The organism is Virgibacillus alimentarius (assembly GCF_000709085.1).
Taxonomy (GTDB): domain Bacteria; phylum Bacillota; class Bacilli; order Bacillales; family Amphibacillaceae; genus Virgibacillus_B; species Virgibacillus_B alimentarius.
The window spans coordinates 34901-52927 of sequence record NZ_JFBD01000045.1; the positions used below are offsets into that span (position 1 = coordinate 34901).

The 18027-nt window shown below is 37.6% G+C and carries 21 protein-coding genes and 1 pseudogene; 7 read left to right on the forward strand and 15 right to left on the reverse strand.

Features of this window, described 5'->3' with window-relative positions; genetic code table 11:
* Window positions 1-274 precede the first annotated feature (274 nt).
* Window positions 275-634, forward strand: a complete 360-nt coding sequence (locus GZ63_RS0107885; protein ID WP_029268369.1) for a thiol-disulfide oxidoreductase DCC family protein — start codon at window positions 275-277, stop codon at window positions 632-634.
* Between the two features lie 3 nt (window positions 635-637).
* Here GZ63_RS0107885 and GZ63_RS0107890 read toward each other — a convergent pair whose 3' ends face one another.
* The 3 genes from GZ63_RS0107890 to GZ63_RS0107905 all read right to left on the reverse strand — a co-directional run bounded on the left by GZ63_RS0107890 (window position 638) and on the right by GZ63_RS0107905 (window position 3347).
* Entirely contained in the window at window positions 638-1495 is an 858-nt protein-coding gene (locus tag GZ63_RS0107890) for a VanW family protein (RefSeq protein WP_038221065.1), read from the reverse strand.
* 80 nt (window positions 1496-1575) lie between these two features.
* On the reverse strand, window positions 1576-1836 hold the full coding sequence (locus GZ63_RS0107895; protein ID WP_226374337.1) for a hypothetical protein: 261 nt from the start codon (window positions 1834-1836) through the stop codon (window positions 1576-1578).
* A 302-nt stretch (window positions 1837-2138) separates the two neighbouring features.
* Window positions 2139-3347, reverse strand: coding sequence for an NAD(P)/FAD-dependent oxidoreductase (locus GZ63_RS0107905; protein ID WP_029268372.1), 1209 nt, complete (start codon window positions 3345-3347; stop codon window positions 2139-2141).
* 260 nt (window positions 3348-3607) lie between these two features.
* Here GZ63_RS0107905 and GZ63_RS0107910 point away from each other — a divergent pair, with 260 nt between their 5' ends.
* Window positions 3608-4264: a DNA-3-methyladenine glycosylase family protein gene (locus GZ63_RS0107910; RefSeq protein WP_029268373.1), complete on the forward strand. Its 657-nt coding sequence runs from the start codon at window positions 3608-3610 to the stop codon at window positions 4262-4264.
* Between the two features lie 33 nt (window positions 4265-4297).
* Here the strand turns inward: GZ63_RS0107910 and GZ63_RS0107915 are convergent, their stop codons facing one another.
* The 4 genes from GZ63_RS0107915 to GZ63_RS0107930 all read right to left on the reverse strand — a co-directional run bounded on the left by GZ63_RS0107915 (window position 4298) and on the right by GZ63_RS0107930 (window position 7350).
* Complete coding sequence (locus GZ63_RS0107915) at window positions 4298-5008, reverse strand: SDR family oxidoreductase (protein ID WP_029268374.1); 711 nt, start codon at window positions 5006-5008, stop codon at window positions 4298-4300.
* 13 nt (window positions 5009-5021) lie between these two features.
* Window positions 5022-5765: a hypothetical protein gene (locus GZ63_RS0107920; protein WP_029268375.1), complete on the reverse strand. Its 744-nt coding sequence runs from the start codon at window positions 5763-5765 to the stop codon at window positions 5022-5024.
* Window positions 5766-5918: 153 nt separating this feature from the next.
* Window positions 5919-6518 (reverse strand): class I SAM-dependent methyltransferase, encoded by a 600-nt coding sequence (locus GZ63_RS0107925; protein ID WP_029268376.1) that lies wholly within the window; start codon window positions 6516-6518, stop codon window positions 5919-5921.
* A 289-nt stretch (window positions 6519-6807) separates the two neighbouring features.
* Complete coding sequence (locus GZ63_RS0107930; RefSeq protein ID WP_029268377.1) at window positions 6808-7350, reverse strand: recombinase family protein; 543 nt, start codon at window positions 7348-7350, stop codon at window positions 6808-6810.
* Window positions 7351-7525: 175 nt separating this feature from the next.
* On the opposite strand from GZ63_RS0107930, the gene GZ63_RS0107935 reads away from it, so the two are divergent.
* Together GZ63_RS0107935 and GZ63_RS0107940 are read left to right on the forward strand one after the other, a co-directional pair.
* The gene (locus tag GZ63_RS0107935) at window positions 7526-8965 is read left to right on the forward strand and encodes a SulP family inorganic anion transporter (RefSeq protein ID WP_084179111.1); all 1440 of its coding nucleotides are present in this window, start codon (window positions 7526-7528) and stop codon (window positions 8963-8965) included.
* 32 nt (window positions 8966-8997) lie between these two features.
* The gene (locus GZ63_RS0107940; RefSeq protein WP_029268379.1) at window positions 8998-9417 is read left to right on the forward strand and encodes a universal stress protein; all 420 of its coding nucleotides are present in this window, start codon (window positions 8998-9000) and stop codon (window positions 9415-9417) included.
* Window positions 9418-9478: 61 nt separating this feature from the next.
* Here the strand turns inward: GZ63_RS0107940 and GZ63_RS0107945 are convergent, their stop codons facing one another.
* From GZ63_RS0107945 to GZ63_RS0107965, 5 genes and pseudogenes are all read right to left on the reverse strand, one after another.
* Complete coding sequence (locus GZ63_RS0107945) at window positions 9479-11026, reverse strand: multicopper oxidase family protein (RefSeq protein WP_029268380.1); 1548 nt, start codon at window positions 11024-11026, stop codon at window positions 9479-9481.
* A gap of 138 nt (window positions 11027-11164) precedes the next feature.
* A pseudogene (locus GZ63_RS17380) lies at window positions 11165-11913 on the reverse strand (ATP-binding cassette domain-containing protein); the annotation flags it as partial.
* 158 nt (window positions 11914-12071) lie between these two features.
* Window positions 12072-12188 carry an RAxF-45 family protein gene (locus tag GZ63_RS18680; RefSeq protein ID WP_318842365.1) on the reverse strand — a complete coding sequence of 39 codons (117 nt, stop codon included), beginning with the start codon at window positions 12186-12188 and terminating at the stop codon, window positions 12072-12074.
* Between the two features lie 150 nt (window positions 12189-12338).
* A complete protein-coding gene (locus GZ63_RS0107960; RefSeq protein WP_029268381.1) occupies window positions 12339-12590 on the reverse strand; it encodes a spore coat protein in 252 nt (83 codons plus the stop codon).
* Window positions 12591-12605: 15 nt separating this feature from the next.
* The gene (locus GZ63_RS0107965) at window positions 12606-12794 is read right to left on the reverse strand and encodes a hypothetical protein (RefSeq protein WP_029268382.1); all 189 of its coding nucleotides are present in this window, start codon (window positions 12792-12794) and stop codon (window positions 12606-12608) included.
* A gap of 153 nt (window positions 12795-12947) precedes the next feature.
* On the opposite strand from GZ63_RS0107965, the gene GZ63_RS18815 reads away from it, so the two are divergent.
* The 3 genes from GZ63_RS18815 (at window position 12948) to GZ63_RS18105 (ending at window position 14950) form a co-directional block, all read left to right on the forward strand.
* Window positions 12948-12992 (forward strand): erythromycin resistance leader peptide, encoded by a 45-nt coding sequence (locus tag GZ63_RS18815; protein WP_142301762.1) that lies wholly within the window; start codon window positions 12948-12950, stop codon window positions 12990-12992.
* Window positions 12993-13316: 324 nt separating this feature from the next.
* Window positions 13317-14783 carry an Msr family ABC-F type ribosomal protection protein gene (locus tag GZ63_RS0107970; RefSeq protein WP_029268383.1) on the forward strand — a complete coding sequence of 489 codons (1467 nt, stop codon included), beginning with the start codon at window positions 13317-13319 and terminating at the stop codon, window positions 14781-14783.
* 23 nt (window positions 14784-14806) lie between these two features.
* The gene (locus tag GZ63_RS18105; RefSeq protein ID WP_198020921.1) at window positions 14807-14950 is read left to right on the forward strand and encodes a hypothetical protein; all 144 of its coding nucleotides are present in this window, start codon (window positions 14807-14809) and stop codon (window positions 14948-14950) included.
* An 85-nt stretch (window positions 14951-15035) separates the two neighbouring features.
* Here GZ63_RS18105 and GZ63_RS0107980 read toward each other — a convergent pair whose 3' ends face one another.
* The 3 genes from GZ63_RS0107980 to GZ63_RS0107990 all read right to left on the reverse strand — a co-directional run bounded on the left by GZ63_RS0107980 (window position 15036) and on the right by GZ63_RS0107990 (window position 17968).
* Complete coding sequence (locus GZ63_RS0107980; protein ID WP_029268384.1) at window positions 15036-15257, reverse strand: copper homeostasis protein CutC; 222 nt, start codon at window positions 15255-15257, stop codon at window positions 15036-15038.
* A 41-nt stretch (window positions 15258-15298) separates the two neighbouring features.
* Window positions 15299-16729 (reverse strand): sodium/glutamate symporter, encoded by a 1431-nt coding sequence (locus tag GZ63_RS0107985; RefSeq protein WP_029268385.1) that lies wholly within the window; start codon window positions 16727-16729, stop codon window positions 15299-15301.
* A gap of 90 nt (window positions 16730-16819) precedes the next feature.
* Window positions 16820-17968, reverse strand: a complete 1149-nt coding sequence (locus GZ63_RS0107990) for an FAD-dependent monooxygenase (RefSeq protein WP_029268387.1) — start codon at window positions 17966-17968, stop codon at window positions 16820-16822.
* Window positions 17969-18027: the final 59 nt, after the last annotated feature.

Here is an 18027-nt window from a genome sequence, read left to right on the forward strand (position 1 = left end):
GGAATGGGACAAAACCCTAGCACATGTAAAAAAGTCAGTTAGTTCATCTTTCGATGGACTAACTGACTTCTTTTATGAATGAGATAATTCTCGGTAACTTCGTTAGCTTCATAGAGGGCCAACCTTTTTACATGTATCGATTTGCATTTTATCGATTCAGAAATTGCCTTTCATTAGTTAATAATAGTAAACAAAAAGGACACCATCTGATAAAATTAAAATCCCATACAATAACTATCGGAGGTTGTACAATAGAAATAAAGGAGGAGATGTCGTGATTGTTTATTATGATGGAAATTGCATGATGTGTACAAATACGTCGAAGTTATTAAATAAAATGGACATACGAAATAAGCTGACATTTACTTCGTTTCGTAAGATAGAGGACTATCCAAAAGCAATGAAAGAAAGTCTTCATGTTTATTACAAACACAAAATCTTTCAAGGATATGATGCATTTATCCAAATTGCAAAGATGTTGCCTATTATGTGGATTTTTTTGCCTCTCATGTATATTTTTAAGTGGCTTGGCCTCGGTGAATTTATTTATAAAAAAGTCGCTGCGAGCAGAAAGATCATCCCTGTAAATCAATGTGAAACAAACTGCAGCCTCTCAGACCGAACAAAACAATAAGCATTAATTTTCTGGTTCCCCGGTATGGACAGAAGAATATATTTTAATTCGCATTTCACCATCGTCTGCTTTGGCACGGATTAAAATTGGCTGGGAAAGCTTATTTTTAAATGAAAAATCAGGCCCCCACCAACTAACTGTCGCATCGCGTCCAGGTGGTACATACGGGACACTCCTGCTATGTGAATACCGTTCGACAATTTCAATTCCTTTAACGTCGACTGCATTATAAAGTGTGGAAGAAAGCTGACAAATTCCTCCGCCTATATCCTCCGTAAGCTCCCCTTCTTCAATAACCGGAGCACGTTTATAGCCTTTTTCTTCTGTTCGCTCACCGACTGTTTTATTAAATGAAAAGGTTTCCCCGGGAAAAACGACTTGATTATTGATAGCATCGGTAGCAAGTTTAATATTCGTTACGCGTTCTTTATTATCTTTTTTAAAATGCGTCACATAATCGCCAATTTCTTTTTCCCGGATTTCGGATAATAATTCACTATCAACCCGTGGATAAACACGCCTCATCGGCAGTTCCATTTCCGAAGGTTTTCCCTGATAAACGAATTTGCGAAAGGCGAGCTCAAAGGCTCGTTTATCCAGCGCTGTTCCGGGTTTACCAGAAACAATATTACCCTCATCATCCAACGATGCATCCACAGGCTTTTGATATACTTGATCATTTAATTGATCAAGCAAGACTTCTAGCTTACTTTCGTTGATGATAAACGAAAAAGCATATTCCCCAGGATCAATGGTTTGAACAACCTCACCATCCTTTTTTACCAATAGAGGATCGGATTCAGCTGCAGCAGATACCAGGGGGGTCATTACTAAAAAGAAAGACATCAAAAGAATTTTCATACACGATACCTCCTAATGATAGTATTCGGTATAATGCGAAAATCATGTAAAATAAAAAAACCAGGAATTCTCCCGGATTTTTAATAAAAGTAAAGATAAATTCCAAAAGCAGCGAGGGACAGCACAATCGTAATGGAGTAAATCCATATTTGCAGAGGCACGTTCGATTTTAATGAGCTTTTTTCATAATCAAGGGACCGCTTCATTTCATTTTCGATCGTATCCCCTTCTTTTTCATATTTCTTTAATTTATTCTCTTCTTGTTTAAAAATATAAAGTGTCCATACTGTAGCAATCATAAATAAAAGGATAATAACGATAATTAGTCCAAGACTCATCATGAGAACCCCTCCTATTCCTATTATATCCAATTTCTATTATAATATATTTATTATATAATGTCTGTGACTTAGAACATTTCACTATAAAAAAAGCCGCCTTGCCCTATATTATTCCTGGCAAAACGGCTTTTATGAACGCATCATTAACGAAAATCTCTTGTTTCTTCCATGCAGCGACCTGCAACTGCATAACCTACAACCGCTGCAATCGCAATTAAAAGACTATATAAAATCCCATTCTTCATTCAAAATTTCCCCCTTCTATTTGGAGCTTCATTGATTTAACATATTTTAATGGAAAATTAGAAAGGACGATATTTTCCTTTTTTAAGTAGCGTTCTTGTACCGCCCATTAAAAGTAAAGAACGGTTATCAACTACTTTTTTCATTGTTGCAGCTGGCTTTCCTCTTAGTTTTGTTCCAGAGAAAACGGTTCCGATTCCATCTGTTACACCAAGGGAAGCGACTGTTCCTTTATCATCAAATACAAAGTTTTCAAGTGGCTGATTGTGCATTAATGCTTTAATATTATTTGCACAAACTGATGCATGTTGCATTGCTGCTTGTGCTGTCGGAGGGAATGGACGGCCTTCCTTCTCATTCATTACCCATGCACAGTCGCCTAGTACAAAAATGTTTTCTTCTCCAGGTGCACGCAGGTCACCATTTACAGTTACTTTACCTTTTGTAATTTCAAATCCGGATTTGCTAAGAACTGAGCTTCCTGTTACACCACCGGTCCATACAATTGTACCTGCTTTAATCTCTTCCTTGTCTTCCCCAACTACAAAGCAATCTTCTTTACATTCTTGGATTTTTGCTCCCAAGCGGAATTCTACACCGCGATCTTCGAGTGATTTTTTCGCATATTCTACAAGATCTTTATCAAACATCGGTAAGATAGATGGCATAGCTTCCACATTGATGATTCTTACTTTACTGCGGTCAATGTCGTATTTTTTGCAAAGCTCTGGAACCTTTTCAGCAAGTTCACCAACAAATTCAATACCAGTAAAACCTGCTCCTCCAACAAGAATCGTAAGACTATCTTCGTCTTTTTCTTCTTCGTTGTTATATTTAGCAAATTGATATTCGATATGATCACGAATAAGGCGGCTTGAATCAATATCTACAATAGAGAAAGCGTTTTCTGCCATACCTTTAATTCCAAATGTATTTGTTTCAAATCCTAGGGCAATAACTAGGTAATCATATGTAATATCACTGTTTTCAAGTACAACGGTTTGGTCGTCCTTTTTCACTTCAACAACCGTATCATAAATCAGGCGAACGCGATTAGGATTAACAACATCACTGAGCATATAACGTGCTTGGTTTGGGTTAATCGTTCCGGCTGCCACTTCATGAAGCCATGTCGTTTCATAGTGGTAATTGTGTTTATTTACAAGTACAATTTCCGCTTCTTCTGGCAGTAAATTTTGTGTTAATTTTTTTGTTGTCATCAATCCTGCATAACCTGCTCCAAGGACAACAATTTTTGGTTTATTCATAGTCATGAACATCCACCTTCCTTGTTCTAAATAATAAATAAAATGATGTGTTGAGAAAATCGTTTTCTACACACAAATTAAGCCCATTGCAAAAAATAGTATCATACGATAAATACCTTTAAATAACATATCAATAATACCAAATTTTTTCTATTTAGGCTAATAAACCTATTTCTATTTGTCATATTTATTTATAACATATCTTGATAAATCTGTGAAATCTATTATATGATTTAGTTAGCATTTATATGAGGTGGATTATGGATAAACGAATCATTCATAAAGAAGACGAAGCAGTGAAAACATTATGTGCGAATGACCCCATCATGCGCAAATTAGTAAATGCTGTGGGGAGCATAGAGATCACATTGCGAAGTGATTATTTTAAATCATTAGTACGCTCCATTATTGGACAGCAAATTTCTGTAGCAGCTGCAAGCGCGATTTATGGCCGGCTTGATGCGATGTTAGATCATGAAATCACGGTCTCGTCCATCTATCATTTATCCGAAGCAAAATTGCGCGAGGCTGGATTAACCTTCAGGAAAATAGAATATATCAAAGATCTAGCAAATAAGGTTTACCATGCAGAGATAGACTTACAAGCATTAGCATCATTTGATAATCAAACAATTATAAAGCAATTGACAAGTATCAAAGGGATTGGAAAATGGACGGCTGAAATGTTCCTCATTCTATCTTTAGGCAGAATGGATATTCTGGCAATCGACGATATCGGTATTCAACGAGCTGCTAGATGGCTATACGAGACTGAAAAATCCGAGCGACGCAATATTTTAAAGGAAAAAGCCAAGCTATGGAAGCCTCATTATTCCATCGCCTCCTTTTATTTATGGGAAGCAATTCATCTTGACTTTGTCAAAAATTATGCATCGATTGATGATATAGAGGCCTGACTCACCGTTGGAGACAGACCTCCTTTTTATGGTTTATACCGGTCTTACGGTTATTTCATTCACATTTACATAGTCGGGCTGTGTAACGGCGTAAACAATTGCCCGGGCAATATCGTCTGTATCAAGTGGCCTACGATCACTATTGCTGCGCCCGCGTGACCGAGCAAGATCTGTGTCTACCATTCCTGGAGATATATTGGTAACCCTAACCCCAGTGCGTGCCAATTCTTTTTCCATTCCCATGGATAGCGCACGCACCGCAAACTTGGTTGCACTGTAAACAGAGCTGATCTTTGTTACTTCCTGTCCAGAGACAGAGGCAATGTTAATAATATGGCCGGTTGAGCGCTCGATCATTGTTGGAGTTACAGCATTTATACCATAAAGTGCGCCTTTGATGTTCACATCAATCATTTGTTCCCACTCTTCTACTTTCCCTTCCCGAACTCTCGCATCTAGCATTAACCCTGCATTATTAACATAAATATCGATATCACCAAAGGTTTCAGCAGCTTTTTTCACCATTGCCTCTACTTCGCTTCGATTTGCTACATTCGTAGGAACAGCCAATGCTTGTCCTTCCCCTGCTGTATTAATCTCTTCTGCTATTGTCCCCAGTTTTTCTTTTCTTCTCGCTGCCAGTACGACATTTGCCCCTTCATGTGCGAGATGCTTAGCAATAGTAGCACCTATCCCGCTGCTTGCTCCTGTTATAATCGCATTCTTTCCTGTTAACTGTCCCATTAGAAAATCCTCCTTATGATTGCTCATCCTCTTGTTCTTGTTTTTCATTATTAGGGTTATGGTTGGTCTGTTCGTTACCAGAACTAGCTTCTTTGTTTTCTTCATCTGATTCTTTATTAGATTCTTCTTCATTATTCTGGTTTTTATCCTCTTCCCCCATACCCTCATCATTTTCTACATTATCAGATTCTATTTTATTATTCGAATCAGCCGAAGAATTGGGTTCTGTACCTGGGCCTGACTTTGTTGGTGATGGGTTTGAAGGAGAACTTGAAGAATGTGAGTTAGTTGCTGGGTTCCCTGGTTCGTCATAACTGGAAGTTGTATGGCCAGAATCGTTCGATACAGATGAAGAATTTGGATCGGTTGCTGCTGGTTCTTGTACTGCATCTACTTCTTGTACATTTTCAACTTCTTTTTCCTTTACAACAACATTTTCCTCTTCTAAAGTTGGCTCCTCTTGAATTTCTTCCGTTTCTTCATTTTCTAATGTATCTTCTAATACCTCTGTATCCTTCTTTGCTACTTGGGACTGGGAGTTTATGTCTATTTCCTCCAGCTTTCCACCAACAGACATTTCATTCTTTAAGTCATAATAGTCTTGGATCAGGAAAGAAAAAAAGGTTGGTTTTTCCTCTTGTCTTTTATCTGCTAATTGGGTTTTTGGCGTTTCTATGTTTCTGAGTCCAGTACTTACAACAATAATAAAAGCAATAAACAGGACCAGATTAATGATGAGTAGCTTCTTATTGGCCATGTGATAATCTCTCCTTAAAAAAGGAACTTTTTTCCTAAATCTTTATACCCATTGTATATAAAACTCGACTTAAATTTCAAATTTTCTAAGAAATAAAACCAAAAAAAGAGATGACTAAATTTAGGGTAGTAATCTCTTCTTTTTGAGTTAAATTTATTTTTTGATTACGACTTGAATAACATGTCCAAGGCCTATATGTCTTTTTCCTTCATGGCGCTCCGCTTCACCGTAATAAAAATGAATACATTTATAGTCGTTAATCCAATTTAGAATGTCTGTTGGATCGTATAGCATATCAATCGACTTAGGGCCACCTGTTTGATAGGCGAGCTGATCTTTTGAATATACTTCAAAGATAACATGGCCGCCAGGTTTTACTGAATCTATCATGCTTTCCATTAAAAATTGCTGATCAGCTTTTGGAACATGACCAAAAACCATAATGGCAGCATCAAATTGATTTGACTCTACTTTTTCTTTTGTTAAATCGATCTCTGCGGTTTTTACGTTGACATTATGCTGACTTGCTAATTTATTCGTTTTCTCTAAACCGACAGCAGATTGATCATAGGCTGTTACGTCATGACCTAGCGTTGCTAAGTAAACTGCATTTCTTCCCTCACCTTCCGCAAAGCAGCCAATTTTGGAATGCTGGCGAATGATATTGCTTTTATGGTTTATAAATTCGTTTTCCGTCTCCCCATAAACAAAATCTTTATCTGAAAAGCTATTATCCCAATGTTCTTTTGACATATTGATTCTCCTTTTACTATCATACATTCTCTTACAATGTATCACAGGCTCATCAAATAAATGTAAGAATACGCTTATACTAATTTTTCAAATAATGAAAGCATCCTGGCTCGTGCCCGCGGAAAGCAGCCATCTGTAGTGAAAGGCAACGAAGTTACCAAAAAGTCAGGAACTCCATCGAAAGATGAAATATCTGACTTTTTTACATTTACTAGGGTTTTGCCCCAACCCCAAGGTTTAAATTCGGTTCTCCTATTAATCAAAACATAATTTTTTCATTCGAAATTGCTTAATTTTCCAAATAACGATATAATGTTGATTTACTAATGCCTGTCTTATTTTTAATATCGGCCAAGCTGTATTTTTTACTCTCATACATAACGATAGCACGCTGGACATTTTCATCAGGCTTTCTTGGTCGTCCTGTTGAAATACCTTTCTGTTTTGCTTTATTCAATCCCTTTTTTGTTTTTTCACTGATCACATCACTTTGGAATCCTGCAAGACACGTTACAACATAACGAAAAGAGTAACCATTTTTATTGCTCGTATCTATTCCTTCCTTTAATGATTGAAAATATACTTCTTTAACTTCCATTATATCTAATAACTCCATCAAATGGCGTGTTGAATCTGCTAGTGTATATAATTTATGGACAACAATTTCATCCCCTTGCTGAAGATGTTTCATCATATTCTCAAGTTGGATTCTTTTTTTAGCTGAAGCATGCGCTTCAGAGATAATTTGAGCGCAGTTTTGTTCTGTTAATTTTTTCACCTGTACTTCACAGTCTGGGTCATCTTGATCAGGTCTCATATATCCTATTCGCATCGATATTCTCCTCACTGAATTGATCACTTTAATAATAACATAGAGTTTAACATTATTTTTCCCATAATGGTTCCATTTTGGGAAAAATAATGTTAAACTGTTGCTATTCCCTTTCAGCACCGACTTTTATGCCACTTTAAAAGTCTGAATATAAATAAAGAGGAGTAGGATTAGATTGATTGAAAAAATAAAAAGAGATTGGTTTTCCAATATTAGAGGAGATATTCTGGCCGGAATTGTCGTCGCATTGGCTTTAATACCAGAAGCAATTGCTTTCTCCATTATTGCTGGCGTTGATCCAATGGTCGGATTATATGCATCCTTTTGTATTGCTGTCATTATTTCCTTTACGGGTGGAAGGCCGGGCATGATTTCAGCAGCAACTGGTGCAATGGCTTTATTAATGGTTCCTCTGGTGAAAGAGTATGGCCTCAATTATTTATTGGCGGCAACGATATTAACAGGAGTCATTCAAATTCTTTTTGGTGTTTTTAAAATTGCTAAATTCATGAAGTTTATCCCAAATGCGGTGATGATTGGCTTTGTTAATGCTTTAGCTATTTTAATATTTATGGCTCAAGTACCACATTTTCTTGGAATATCCAATATGACGTATGTGTTTGTCGCTGTTACACTTGTGATTGTCTATGTTGTACCGAGATTTATTAAATCAATCCCTGCACCTTTAATAGCTATTATTCTATTAACGAGTGTTGCACTTTATACTAACATAGATTTGCGAACCGTTGGCGATTTAGGATCAATTTCAAGTTCACTCCCTGTATTTTTAATACCTGATGTCCCATTTACTTTAGAAACACTTGCAATTATCTTCCCGTATTCTCTATCATTAGCTATTGTTGGTTTACTCGAATCTTTACTGACTTCATCCATTGTAGATGATATGACAGGAACAGAGAGTAATAAGAACAAAGAAGCAAGAGGACAAGGAATCGCCAACACGATCACAGGCTTTTTCGGTGGAATGGCGGGGTGTGCAATGATAGGCCAATCTGTCATTAATGTAAAATCAGGTGGCCGTGGCAGACTTTCGACACTTGTTGCAGGTTTATTCTTAATGTTTTTAATTATCGTATTAGGTAATTTAGTTGTACAAATTCCGATGCCCGTCCTTGCAGGGATTATGATTATGGTATCCATTGGCACGTTTGACTGGTCATCATTCTCCTATATCGTAAAAGCACCAAAAAGTGATGCAACCGTGATGCTAGCAACCGTAATCATTGTCGTCATGACAAATGATTTATCCAAGGGTGTTATTGCAGGGGTCATCTTAAGTGCAATCTTTTTTGTTGCTAAAATTTCAAAGATACAAGTGACGAAACAGTTAAAAGGGGACAATATCCTATTTCAAGTGAAAGGACAATTATTTTTTGCGTCTGTGGAAAGTTTCGTAAACGCATTTGATCTTGATAGGAAAGACGAAAACATTATCATTGATTTTTCTAATGCGCATGTTTGGGATGAATCAGCGGTTGGAGCCGTGGACAAAGTGATATTAAAATTCCGCGAAAGAAATAATACAGTAACCATACAAGGATTAAATGCCTCAAGTAAAAAGATGATTGATAAGCTTGCTATGCATCACATATAATTCATTACTAATTTATGTAAGGAGTGTTGGAATTGTATCAAAGAATACTCTTAGCAGTGGACGGGTCTGAACATTCGCTTCGAGCAGCCCAAGAAGCAATCAAAATCGCTTCCCTATCTACAAATTGTGTCATTGAAGTCGTACTGGTAGCTGAATTTTCTAAAGCGAAGGATGAGGTTCTTCATTCTCAAGGAAAAGAAGAATTAGAAATCTCCCGCAGGAAAAGAATTTCCCCTGTGGAAAAAAAGTTACAGGCGAAAGACTTGTCATATGAAGTCAAAATATTACACGGGGTACCTGGTCCAACGATTGTTGATTACGCTAATAAAGGAACGTTCGATATCGTTATCATCGGAAGCAGGGGACTAAATACCTTACAAGAAATGGTTTTAGGAAGTGTAAGCCATAAAGTCGCAAAAAGGGTAAATTGCCCTGTAATGATCGTTAAGTAAATAGAATAGATGAAACACAAACAAATGATGCTCCTTGCAATATGCAAAGAGCATCGTTTGCTTACTTTTCTTCATCAGGATCAATGACATCAAACGGACGCATCATGTCATATTCTTCATGCTCTAGAATATGGCAATGCCATACATAACGGCCGGTATGCGGAGCAAATTTTACAATAACACGGGTAAATTCACCAGATGGTGCAGTCACAGTATCTTTCCATCCACGTTCATTAGGTTCTGGTGCAGCCGCTGGTGCAGTGAATTTGATTTGACCGGTTTCATTATACCAATCTAAATCAAATGGACGGCGATCTAATACTTGAAACTGAATTAAATGAATGTGCATCGGATGGGGAAAATCAGTAATATTCATAAAGGACCAAATTTCTGTCGATCCGAGCATCGGTTTTTCGGATACTGGATCCACCCATCTTTTATTATCAAGCAGAAGTATTGGTCTCCCGTATTGATCCGTTGTGCTTGTAAGCTTTAAGTTTCGGATTGTCGTAATGTTATTATTTTTTAAAGATGGGATTGGAGATAGATTTCTAGGAATCCTACTTTTGTCCTCACTTGATAGCGGCAGGGTAACCCGAAACTGCATCACATCATGTGTTTCATCCTCTGGATCTGCATTTTCGCCAAGGTCATTTTTCAAATGAATGGTTTCTCCTTCGAATTTGGAAAAATCAATGATCACGTCAACGCGTTCCGCCGGATCAATGGCTAACGTCCCCATTTTTTCTGTTTTTTGCATCAGACCGCCATCTGATCCAATTTGATAGAAAGACTCTCCTGAATCAAGATAGAGTTGATAGGCTCTTGAATTGGCAGCATTTAAGATGCGAAAACGATATTTTCTTGGTTCCACCTCTAGATACGGCCATACCTTCCCATTCACTAGATTTGTATCTCCATTAAAAAAAGGCTGAATAGATGGATCAGGTAATTCAGGCATATTCGGATCTTGCTCCGGCTGCCTTGGATAAGAAAGAGACCCATCGCCATTAAATGATCGATCGACAATCATTAAAGGAATCTCGTATTTTCCTTCAGGCAAATGTAACGCCTTTTCTTCTTTCCCGCGAATAATATACATGCCTGCGAGCCCTGCATATACATTTAATCTTGTTAACCCCATCGCATGATCATGGTACCATAATGTCATTGGCCGCTGCTTATTGGAGTATTCATAAACTTCTCTTTCAAAAAACGGTCCTACTTCTTTAAAACCATTGGTATACCATGCCTCAGGATACCCATCACTGGAGGACTTCGTTTCGCCGCCATGTAAATGGGTAACGGTTCGTACTTCCGGTTGCCTTCCTACATCATGTATGGATCGATCTACGGGGAGAATGTGTCTTGGCGGTAGATCATTTGCCCATTTTACTTGGATTGCTTCCCCTTGCTCCACATCAATCAAAGGTCCGGGAAACTGGCTATTATATCCCCATAATCGGGTCGGACGTAGATCTTTGTGCAATTTTGCCCGGAACTCCCTCATACGCATTTCATAATAACTCCCATTTTTATTCTTTTGAAACGGTTTAGCTGCTTCTATCATTGGGAGCTGATCTACAAATTTTCTGAGTTTTGGACTCAAGGTTTTCATCTCCTATAGTTTAGTTTTACTACAGTAGATGTTTATCCCAGCGAAAAGGTTCGTTTCAGTAAAAAGGATTCAGATAAGATAAAACTCGCCCGAATGTTTTGGAATACGTAACAATTAAGGTCTTGAAATATCTTGACCAAAACCTGAAAAATTGGTGAGATATCCCTGTATTTCCCCATCTTCCAGATCCAGCACCTTATTCACAACCTCATCCAAAAAGTACCGGTCATGGGAAATGACAATAATTGTTCCTTTATAGCTCTGCAAAAAATCCTCCAGCCATTCGACTGCTATCAAATCCAATTGATTGGTCGGTTCGTCCAGCAATAAAAAATCAGGATTTTTCAGCAAAATCAGAGCTAAACCAACCTTTGTTTTTTCCCCTCCACTCAAAGCAGAAAATGACTGGTCCAAAAGAGCATTGATATGGAGACCGGTTGTGATTTTTTCTATCATTGCATCGATTTCATAACCGCCACTTACTGTAAAACGGTCCTGAAGAACGCCGTATGTTTCTACTAACTTTTGCAAGTTTTTTCTTCTGTTTCTTTACTCATGGTCTCCTCAAGATTTCTCATCTTCTCTTCCAATTGTAAGAGCCCTGTAAAAGCTGTCTTTAACACATCTTTTGTGGTAAAAGAATGTGGAAAGCTAGGAATTTGCGCGAGATAACCAACCTCTGTCCCCTTTTTCCAGTGGATTTGACCAGCGTCAGGTGTTATATCACCATTTAACAACCGCAATAATGTCGTTTTCCCGCTTCCATTACGGCCGACTAAACCTACTCGAGCACCCTCTTTCATTTCAAATGATATATTTTTAAAAATGGCGTTGCCTCCATACATCTTTTTCACTTGATTCACACTACACGTAATCATGTGTATACCTCCTCGATCGGCAAAATTAAAAAAAGCCACGGGAAAATACACTTCTCCCGTGACTAATAGGCATGAAAAAAAGAGAGCATGAAAAGCCCCCTTTCAACCTTGTATATATGTGGCGTAAGAGATGTTTTTCGCTGTTTTAGATTTGCTATTTAATTGCTAAATGAGGACATACGTATCCCGTCAGCAACAAAAACAGCAAATTTTGCACGGACAAAATATAGGAACTCGGTCCAACATCCATGCACAAAAACAGCTTGATCGAACATCCTTATCCACCTCCGTTCATAATTAGTACCTTTTATTTTATTCTTTCTGGAATTATTTTTCAAGGATTTATAAGCTAAAATCTAAAAAAGCTAAACAAAAAGAGTACATATAGCCTCTACCTTCAGCGTGCTATAGTACTCTTCCTGTTATTATTGGTCAGATGTTAACTCAGATTTCACTTGTTGAATTTCTTGTTGGGATGCAGCTTGGGGTGGCTGATAATGTCCCTTTTGCAATGCATAATCATACACTTTTTTCTGACGCGCTTCATCCCCGTTTCTTAAATTAACTAAGGTTTGTCTAAGTGCTTGATTATTTGCATCACTGATGTAGCCTGCATAACCTTTCATACTAGCATTTAATCCATTTAGATAATCGTTCGTAATATCTTTATCTGTAATCATACATTTTCCTCCTTACTGTAAATAAGTTAATAGTTGTTGCTGAGCCTGCCTGGCAGATTGGGCATCCTGCTGCAACATTGATTTTAGTTCCGGGCACATTGCTGAATGTGCATACGTTTCTAATTTATTTGCGATCATCCCATGTTCACCAATGATTTGGCGCAAATTTTCCAGTTCAGTCTGTGTTAATGATTCAGCCATACAAAAAGCTCCTTTCCAAAGAATTTCAAGTATTAGTGTTCCCAGTCAAACAAGAGGTATTCTAGGAACAACATCAATTTTTCAAATTGACTTTTTCAGCATGTAATTGTAAAATAAATATCCAAACTTAGATCGAAGGAGGATTATTAAAAAATGACACACGCGATGAGACTTCGCTTCCCAACTTTGAACCAGTAATTAAATACGTTCAAAGGCTCTGCTTGTGGATGCAGGGTAAACGGGAGTAGTCTGTCCTTTTTTAATAATCTTCATGTAGCATATATCATCATGTCATATGTAGAAAGGTGGACTCGTCTGCCTTTCTTTTTTGTATCTATATGGATATTTTTCCTTCGTCTTCATGGTAAAGATGGGATTTACCATTTTTTTAGGATGCAGGTTTCTTTGGTATATCCATTCCATTTTAAACATTTTTCATCAGGATAGGTTTTCCTTCCGTTTACACTGATCACAGGCAGAAACCTGTGATTTTTTGTTTGACCAAACAGGAGGGAATAAATGATGGAATTATTAAGTGTAGAACTCTCAAATATCGAAGTAACGTTTTTAGATCAAATGATAGTTGACATCCCCCACTTAGCTATTCATCAGTTTGATCGAATTGGATTAGTTGGAAAAAACGGAGAAGGTAAAAGTACCTTATTGAAGGTGATCAATGGCCAAGTCATTCCAAGTAAAGGAAAAGTTAACCGACTTGTCGATTTTGGATACTTTGAACAAACAACGAAACCTGTAGAGAGTGAAGTCGATTATGAATTACTCGGAAAGTTATCGATTCCTAAAACAGAAATAAGCCAGCTAAGCGGCGGAGAGCAGACAAAGATGAAATTAGCGCAGCTGTTTTCCACTTATCATGAAGGATTATTAATCGATGAACCGACAACACATCTAGACGCCTCCGGTATCGATTTTCTTATTGAAGAATTAAAATATTATTACGGAGCACTCGTTCTCGTAAGTCATGATCGTTATGTGCTAGATCAACTCGTAACAAAAATATGGGAAATTGATGAAGGGAAAATAACAGTGTATCCAGGCAATTATTCTGATTATGAAGAACAGAAAGCATTAGAAAAAAATCAGCAACAGGAACAATATGATAAATATGTAAAAGATAAACATCGCTTGTTAAAAGCTGCAGATGAGAAAATGAAAAAGGCTGAAAAAGTAACAAAAGCAAATAATAAAATGTCGAAAAAAGAAACAAAAGCAAAAGCTAATAAAATGTTTATGACGAAATCAAAAGATACCAGCCAAAAGTCCATACAACGAGCAGCTAAAGCGCTTGAACAACGGGTGAATCAGCTTGAGGAGGTCGAAGCTCCAAAAGAAGAGAAAGATCTTTATTTTCCTCAACCTAAAGCACTCCAAATGCATAATAAGTTTCCTATTATGGCAGACCGACTGACACTAGATGCTGGTGGGAAAACGCTTTTTAAAGAAATCAGTTTTCAATTTGCTTTAGGCAAAACCATTGCAATTACAGGAAATAATGGTTCCGGCAAAACAACACTGCTGCAACACATTGTCAACAATGGAGAGGGCATTATGCTTTCACCTAAAGTTATTTTTGGTAAATATAAACAGATGGATTATCATTTCGAACAAGCAGAAACTGTGCTTTCGTATATGAAAGAACGAACTGATTGTAATGAAGGCAGCATACGTGCAGCTCTTCATGCGATGAATTTTACTGGCAATGATATTAAGAAAGATGTACGTGATTTAAGCGGTGGAGAAGCTATTCGCCTTATCTTATGTCAGCTTTTTATGGGAAAATACAATGTACTTGTATTAGATGAACCGACAAACTTTCTTGATCTGCATTGTATGAAAGCATTGGAAAAATTCCTCAAGGCTTATCAAGGCACGGTACTTCTCGTATCCCATGATCGCACATTTATTGAACGTACAGCTGAGCAGGTTTATAAAATCGAAAATCAAAAACTTTTTTTAAAAAGAGAATGAATAAACATTAGAGGGAGCTGAATTTGGGTTTAAAAGAAGGAGAACCGGTGCCTAAAAATGCGTTAGGTGTTTCTTGCGTCCACCTGAGCTTAAATCCAATGTTTAAAGAAACGAAACCCTCGATGATTCGAAGAGAAATTATCGAGGGTTTCGTTTCTTTTGGTTAATATGCGATATGCGACATTCTAGTTTTTGCAGTAAACAGGTAACAACAGGATTTTTTCTATTTAAATATACGAATAACGTCCCTTATCATTGTGAAAACCCATTTACAAATGAACGATCAAGCCTTACTGACTTCTCAAAATGATACGCACAAGCCCCAGTCGCCTCGTGTATATCCTGAATATTATTAGATGTCAAACCTGAACCGGGCATGATGATCGGACCGTCCAGCTTTCTGGATAATCCGACAAGTTTTGCGAGTTGCTCCTTTCCTGCTCCTCCTCCATACAAAAAGTCCGGATTTACCATGTTTAAAACACGATAAATACGGACTTTTGTTCGTTAAGAAACTATCCTCTTTTTCCTGTTCTGCCTTTTTTTCCAAAGTACAAGAGTCCCGCTAATAAGCCAAGCAAACACATAGCGACGGAAAAAATGAAAAATGGAAGTGCTCCAAATTTAAAGATCAACGGCACAGATAGTGCTGTAACAATTCCACCGCCTAATAAAGGCTCATAGACAAGCTGCTTGTATCCAAAACTTTCAAGTGCTGGGGATTTATTATCTGGGTCAACAACACGCATTAATAATAACCCTGTTGCCGTAACTCCCATGGATTGTCCGAAATCTCCTATTGCACGCTCAAACCAGTAAGAAGGAATGATGCGCGGTGCTAGAATAAGTATACCAAATACATTCCATGCAATACCTGCCGCTGCAAGCAATAAGAAAGGGACAATATATTCTCCTATGATATCAAGTGAAATCGTTCCCATTGCTGATACGATTAGAACATCAAGCGCAAACCCTTGAATACGATTTACCATTTTTCGGTCCATAATTTCCGTTTTGTCTATTTTTTTAAAGATAAGCTGAATAATGATACCGCCAATCATCGCAAGTGGAAAGAGCGGAATGTATGTCATAAACGCTGAATCGGTGAAAGCTCCCCAGGTAACATCTTCAATCAAAATTAATAATTGTAAAATGAAGTAACCGACTAGTATAGCCAAACCTACTAAAGCAAAATGCAAAGATAATGGTTCAATAGATTCTGGACGAACCGTCATCTTAGCTGCGGGTTCTCTATTTTCAAATTCGATAATTCCCTGCTTTTTAAGTTCTGAAAACCCTTCCACATTATCGACAACTTTTGTCTTATTTCTTCGGATAGCCCAGTTGATTAAAACGATTCCAACAATGACACCAGAAAGAAGACCAACAGTAGCTAAACCAACAGCCAGATCGTAACCTTCAGCGAAACCCATTTTTTCAAACGTTCCTGCCATTCCAGCTGCAGTTCCATGTCCTCCTTCAAATGCTATTTCAATCAGCGCACCTGTCATTGGAGGTAATCCAAAAACTGGTGATAAGATCAAGAGTGCAATAGCAACACCTACCACGTATTGCCCCCACCCCATTGTCCAGCCAAAGGCTATCTGAGGACCGGCTAAATTCCATACTTTTGATACATGGGGAATGGTTGATCCAAGAAATAATGTCGCAAATACAACATTGATCATTAAACCAGGCAATGTGCTCCATGTTTCTATCACATTTTCACTGACGATGCCGTTTGTCCAAAAAGAATCTTCGCTAACAAACGATCCGAGTATTTTACCAAGCACCTGTGGTCCTAAAAGCAATGCTAAAAAACCACCAATGACAGACGATGGTAAAAATAGATTTTGCAGCCATTTTACTCTTACCCGAAGCCATTTACCAAGTAGTAAAAAGACTCCTAGATAAAGTAAGGCAAAGCCTATTTGGTCAGGTGACATATCAAAAACTCCCTTAAATTAAATCAATTTTCTATCTTTTTTTACATAATTTTCGACCCTTAAATAACTTACATGAAAACCGTAACATTTTCAAGATAAATCTATATTTAATAGATATTTGAATTTTTGTAATAGAATTGCAGATGGGACATACGGAAACAGCTTATTGCGGATCGCAATCGCAAAAGGATTTTCCAGCTGGGTACCGATGCCAATATTTCGGGACATTTTTATTATTTTCTTTGTCCGCTTTATACGTTTATTTTCGTAACGGTTAAAAGCCTTATGAAGATCTTTCTCTTTATTAAGAGACTTCACAAATACAATAGCATCCTCCAAAGCCTGTCCTGCTCCTTGTCCCATGTTTGGTGTTGTTGCATGCGCAGCATCGCCCAATAATACAATCCGCCCATAAACAAATTGGTTCAGTGGTTTGAGATCGTATATATCATGATGAAGCAATTCATCCTCCTTTGTTAAGCGAATTAGCTGTGTGATATGTTCTGGAAAAGAAGAAAAAATTTGCGCGACGTCCATTGGTGTTCTATTTTTATACTTTGGATCGTTTGGTTTTCCATTAACACAAGCAAACCAATAAACTTGTTTACCCTTTAGTGGGACGATACCTATTCTCCCTGCTCTTCCCCATAGTTCATACGATGTTTGCTTCGTAAATCGATGATCATCTGTTTCTACTACCCCGCGCCAGCATGTATAACCTGCATAGCGCGTTTTTGCATGCGGAGTTAATTTATTTCGAAAAACAGAGTGGATCCCGTCCGCAGCGATGATAATATCCCCTTCGACTTTTGTGCTATCGTCAAAATATACTTCAACCCCAGTTTTGGTTTGTTTAAAATCGAAACATCTTTTATTTAAATGAATCGTATTTGGCTTTATAGACTGATATAAAACGTGATGCAAATCTGCCCGGTGGATGGTGAAACTATTTAAACCAAATTCTTGTGCAAATTTGGTAAAATCCATTTTATTTAGCTGTACACCTTGCTCGTTTTGAAAAATCATCTCATGCAAAGGGTTTCCCCTTTGTTCGATTTGCTCTCCAACACCGGTTTCATAAAGTGCTGCTAGCGCATTTGAGCCAACTCCAATTCCTGCTCCAACAGCCTTTATTTGAGCGGCCGCTTCAAATAATTGGACATCATCGCCATTTTTTTGCAACATGAGCGTCGTACAAAGTCCCCCAATACCTCCGCCGATCACGATGATTTTTTTCATCTTTATCCCTCATTCACGTATTTTACTTTTATATGTATGGTACTACCTTTTAGGCATTT

Bases quoted from the DNA above. Each gene is read 5' to 3' on its own strand.
- GZ63_RS0107965 (WP_029268382.1), bottom strand. From the start codon at position 12,794: ATGGCTGAATCATTAACACAGACTGAACTGGAAAATTTGCGCCAAATC.
- GZ63_RS0107985 (WP_029268385.1), bottom strand. From the start codon at position 16,729: ATGTCACCTGACCAAATAGGCTTTGCCTTACTTTATCTAGGAGTCTTT.
- GZ63_RS0107910 (WP_029268373.1), top strand. From the start codon at position 3,608: ATGGATAAACGAATCATTCATAAAGAAGACGAAGCAGTGAAAACATTA.
- GZ63_RS0107915 (WP_029268374.1), bottom strand. From the start codon at position 5,008: ATGGGACAGTTAACAGGAAAGAATGCGATTATAACAGGAGCAAGCAGC.
- GZ63_RS18680 (WP_318842365.1), bottom strand. From the start codon at position 12,188: ATGTTCGATCAAGCTGTTTTTGTGCATGGATGTTGGACCGAGTTCCTA.
- GZ63_RS0107895 (WP_226374337.1), bottom strand. From the start codon at position 1,836: ATGATGAGTCTTGGACTAATTATCGTTATTATCCTTTTATTTATGATT.
- GZ63_RS0107990 (WP_029268387.1), bottom strand. From the start codon at position 17,968: ATGAAAAAAATCATCGTGATCGGCGGAGGTATTGGGGGACTTTGTACG.
- GZ63_RS0107980 (WP_029268384.1), bottom strand. From the start codon at position 15,257: ATGGTAAATCCGGACTTTTTGTATGGAGGAGGAGCAGGAAAGGAGCAA.
- GZ63_RS0107970 (WP_029268383.1), top strand. From the start codon at position 13,317: ATGGAATTATTAAGTGTAGAACTCTCAAATATCGAAGTAACGTTTTTA.
- GZ63_RS0107905 (WP_029268372.1), bottom strand. From the start codon at position 3,347: ATGAATAAACCAAAAATTGTTGTCCTTGGAGCAGGTTATGCAGGATTG.
- GZ63_RS0107925 (WP_029268376.1), bottom strand. From the start codon at position 6,518: ATGTCAAAAGAACATTGGGATAATAGCTTTTCAGATAAAGATTTTGTT.
- GZ63_RS0107920 (WP_029268375.1), bottom strand. From the start codon at position 5,765: ATGGCCAATAAGAAGCTACTCATCATTAATCTGGTCCTGTTTATTGCT.
- GZ63_RS0107890 (WP_038221065.1), bottom strand. From the start codon at position 1,495: ATGAAAATTCTTTTGATGTCTTTCTTTTTAGTAATGACCCCCCTGGTA.
- GZ63_RS0107930 (WP_029268377.1), bottom strand. From the start codon at position 7,350: ATGCGAATAGGATATATGAGACCTGATCAAGATGACCCAGACTGTGAA.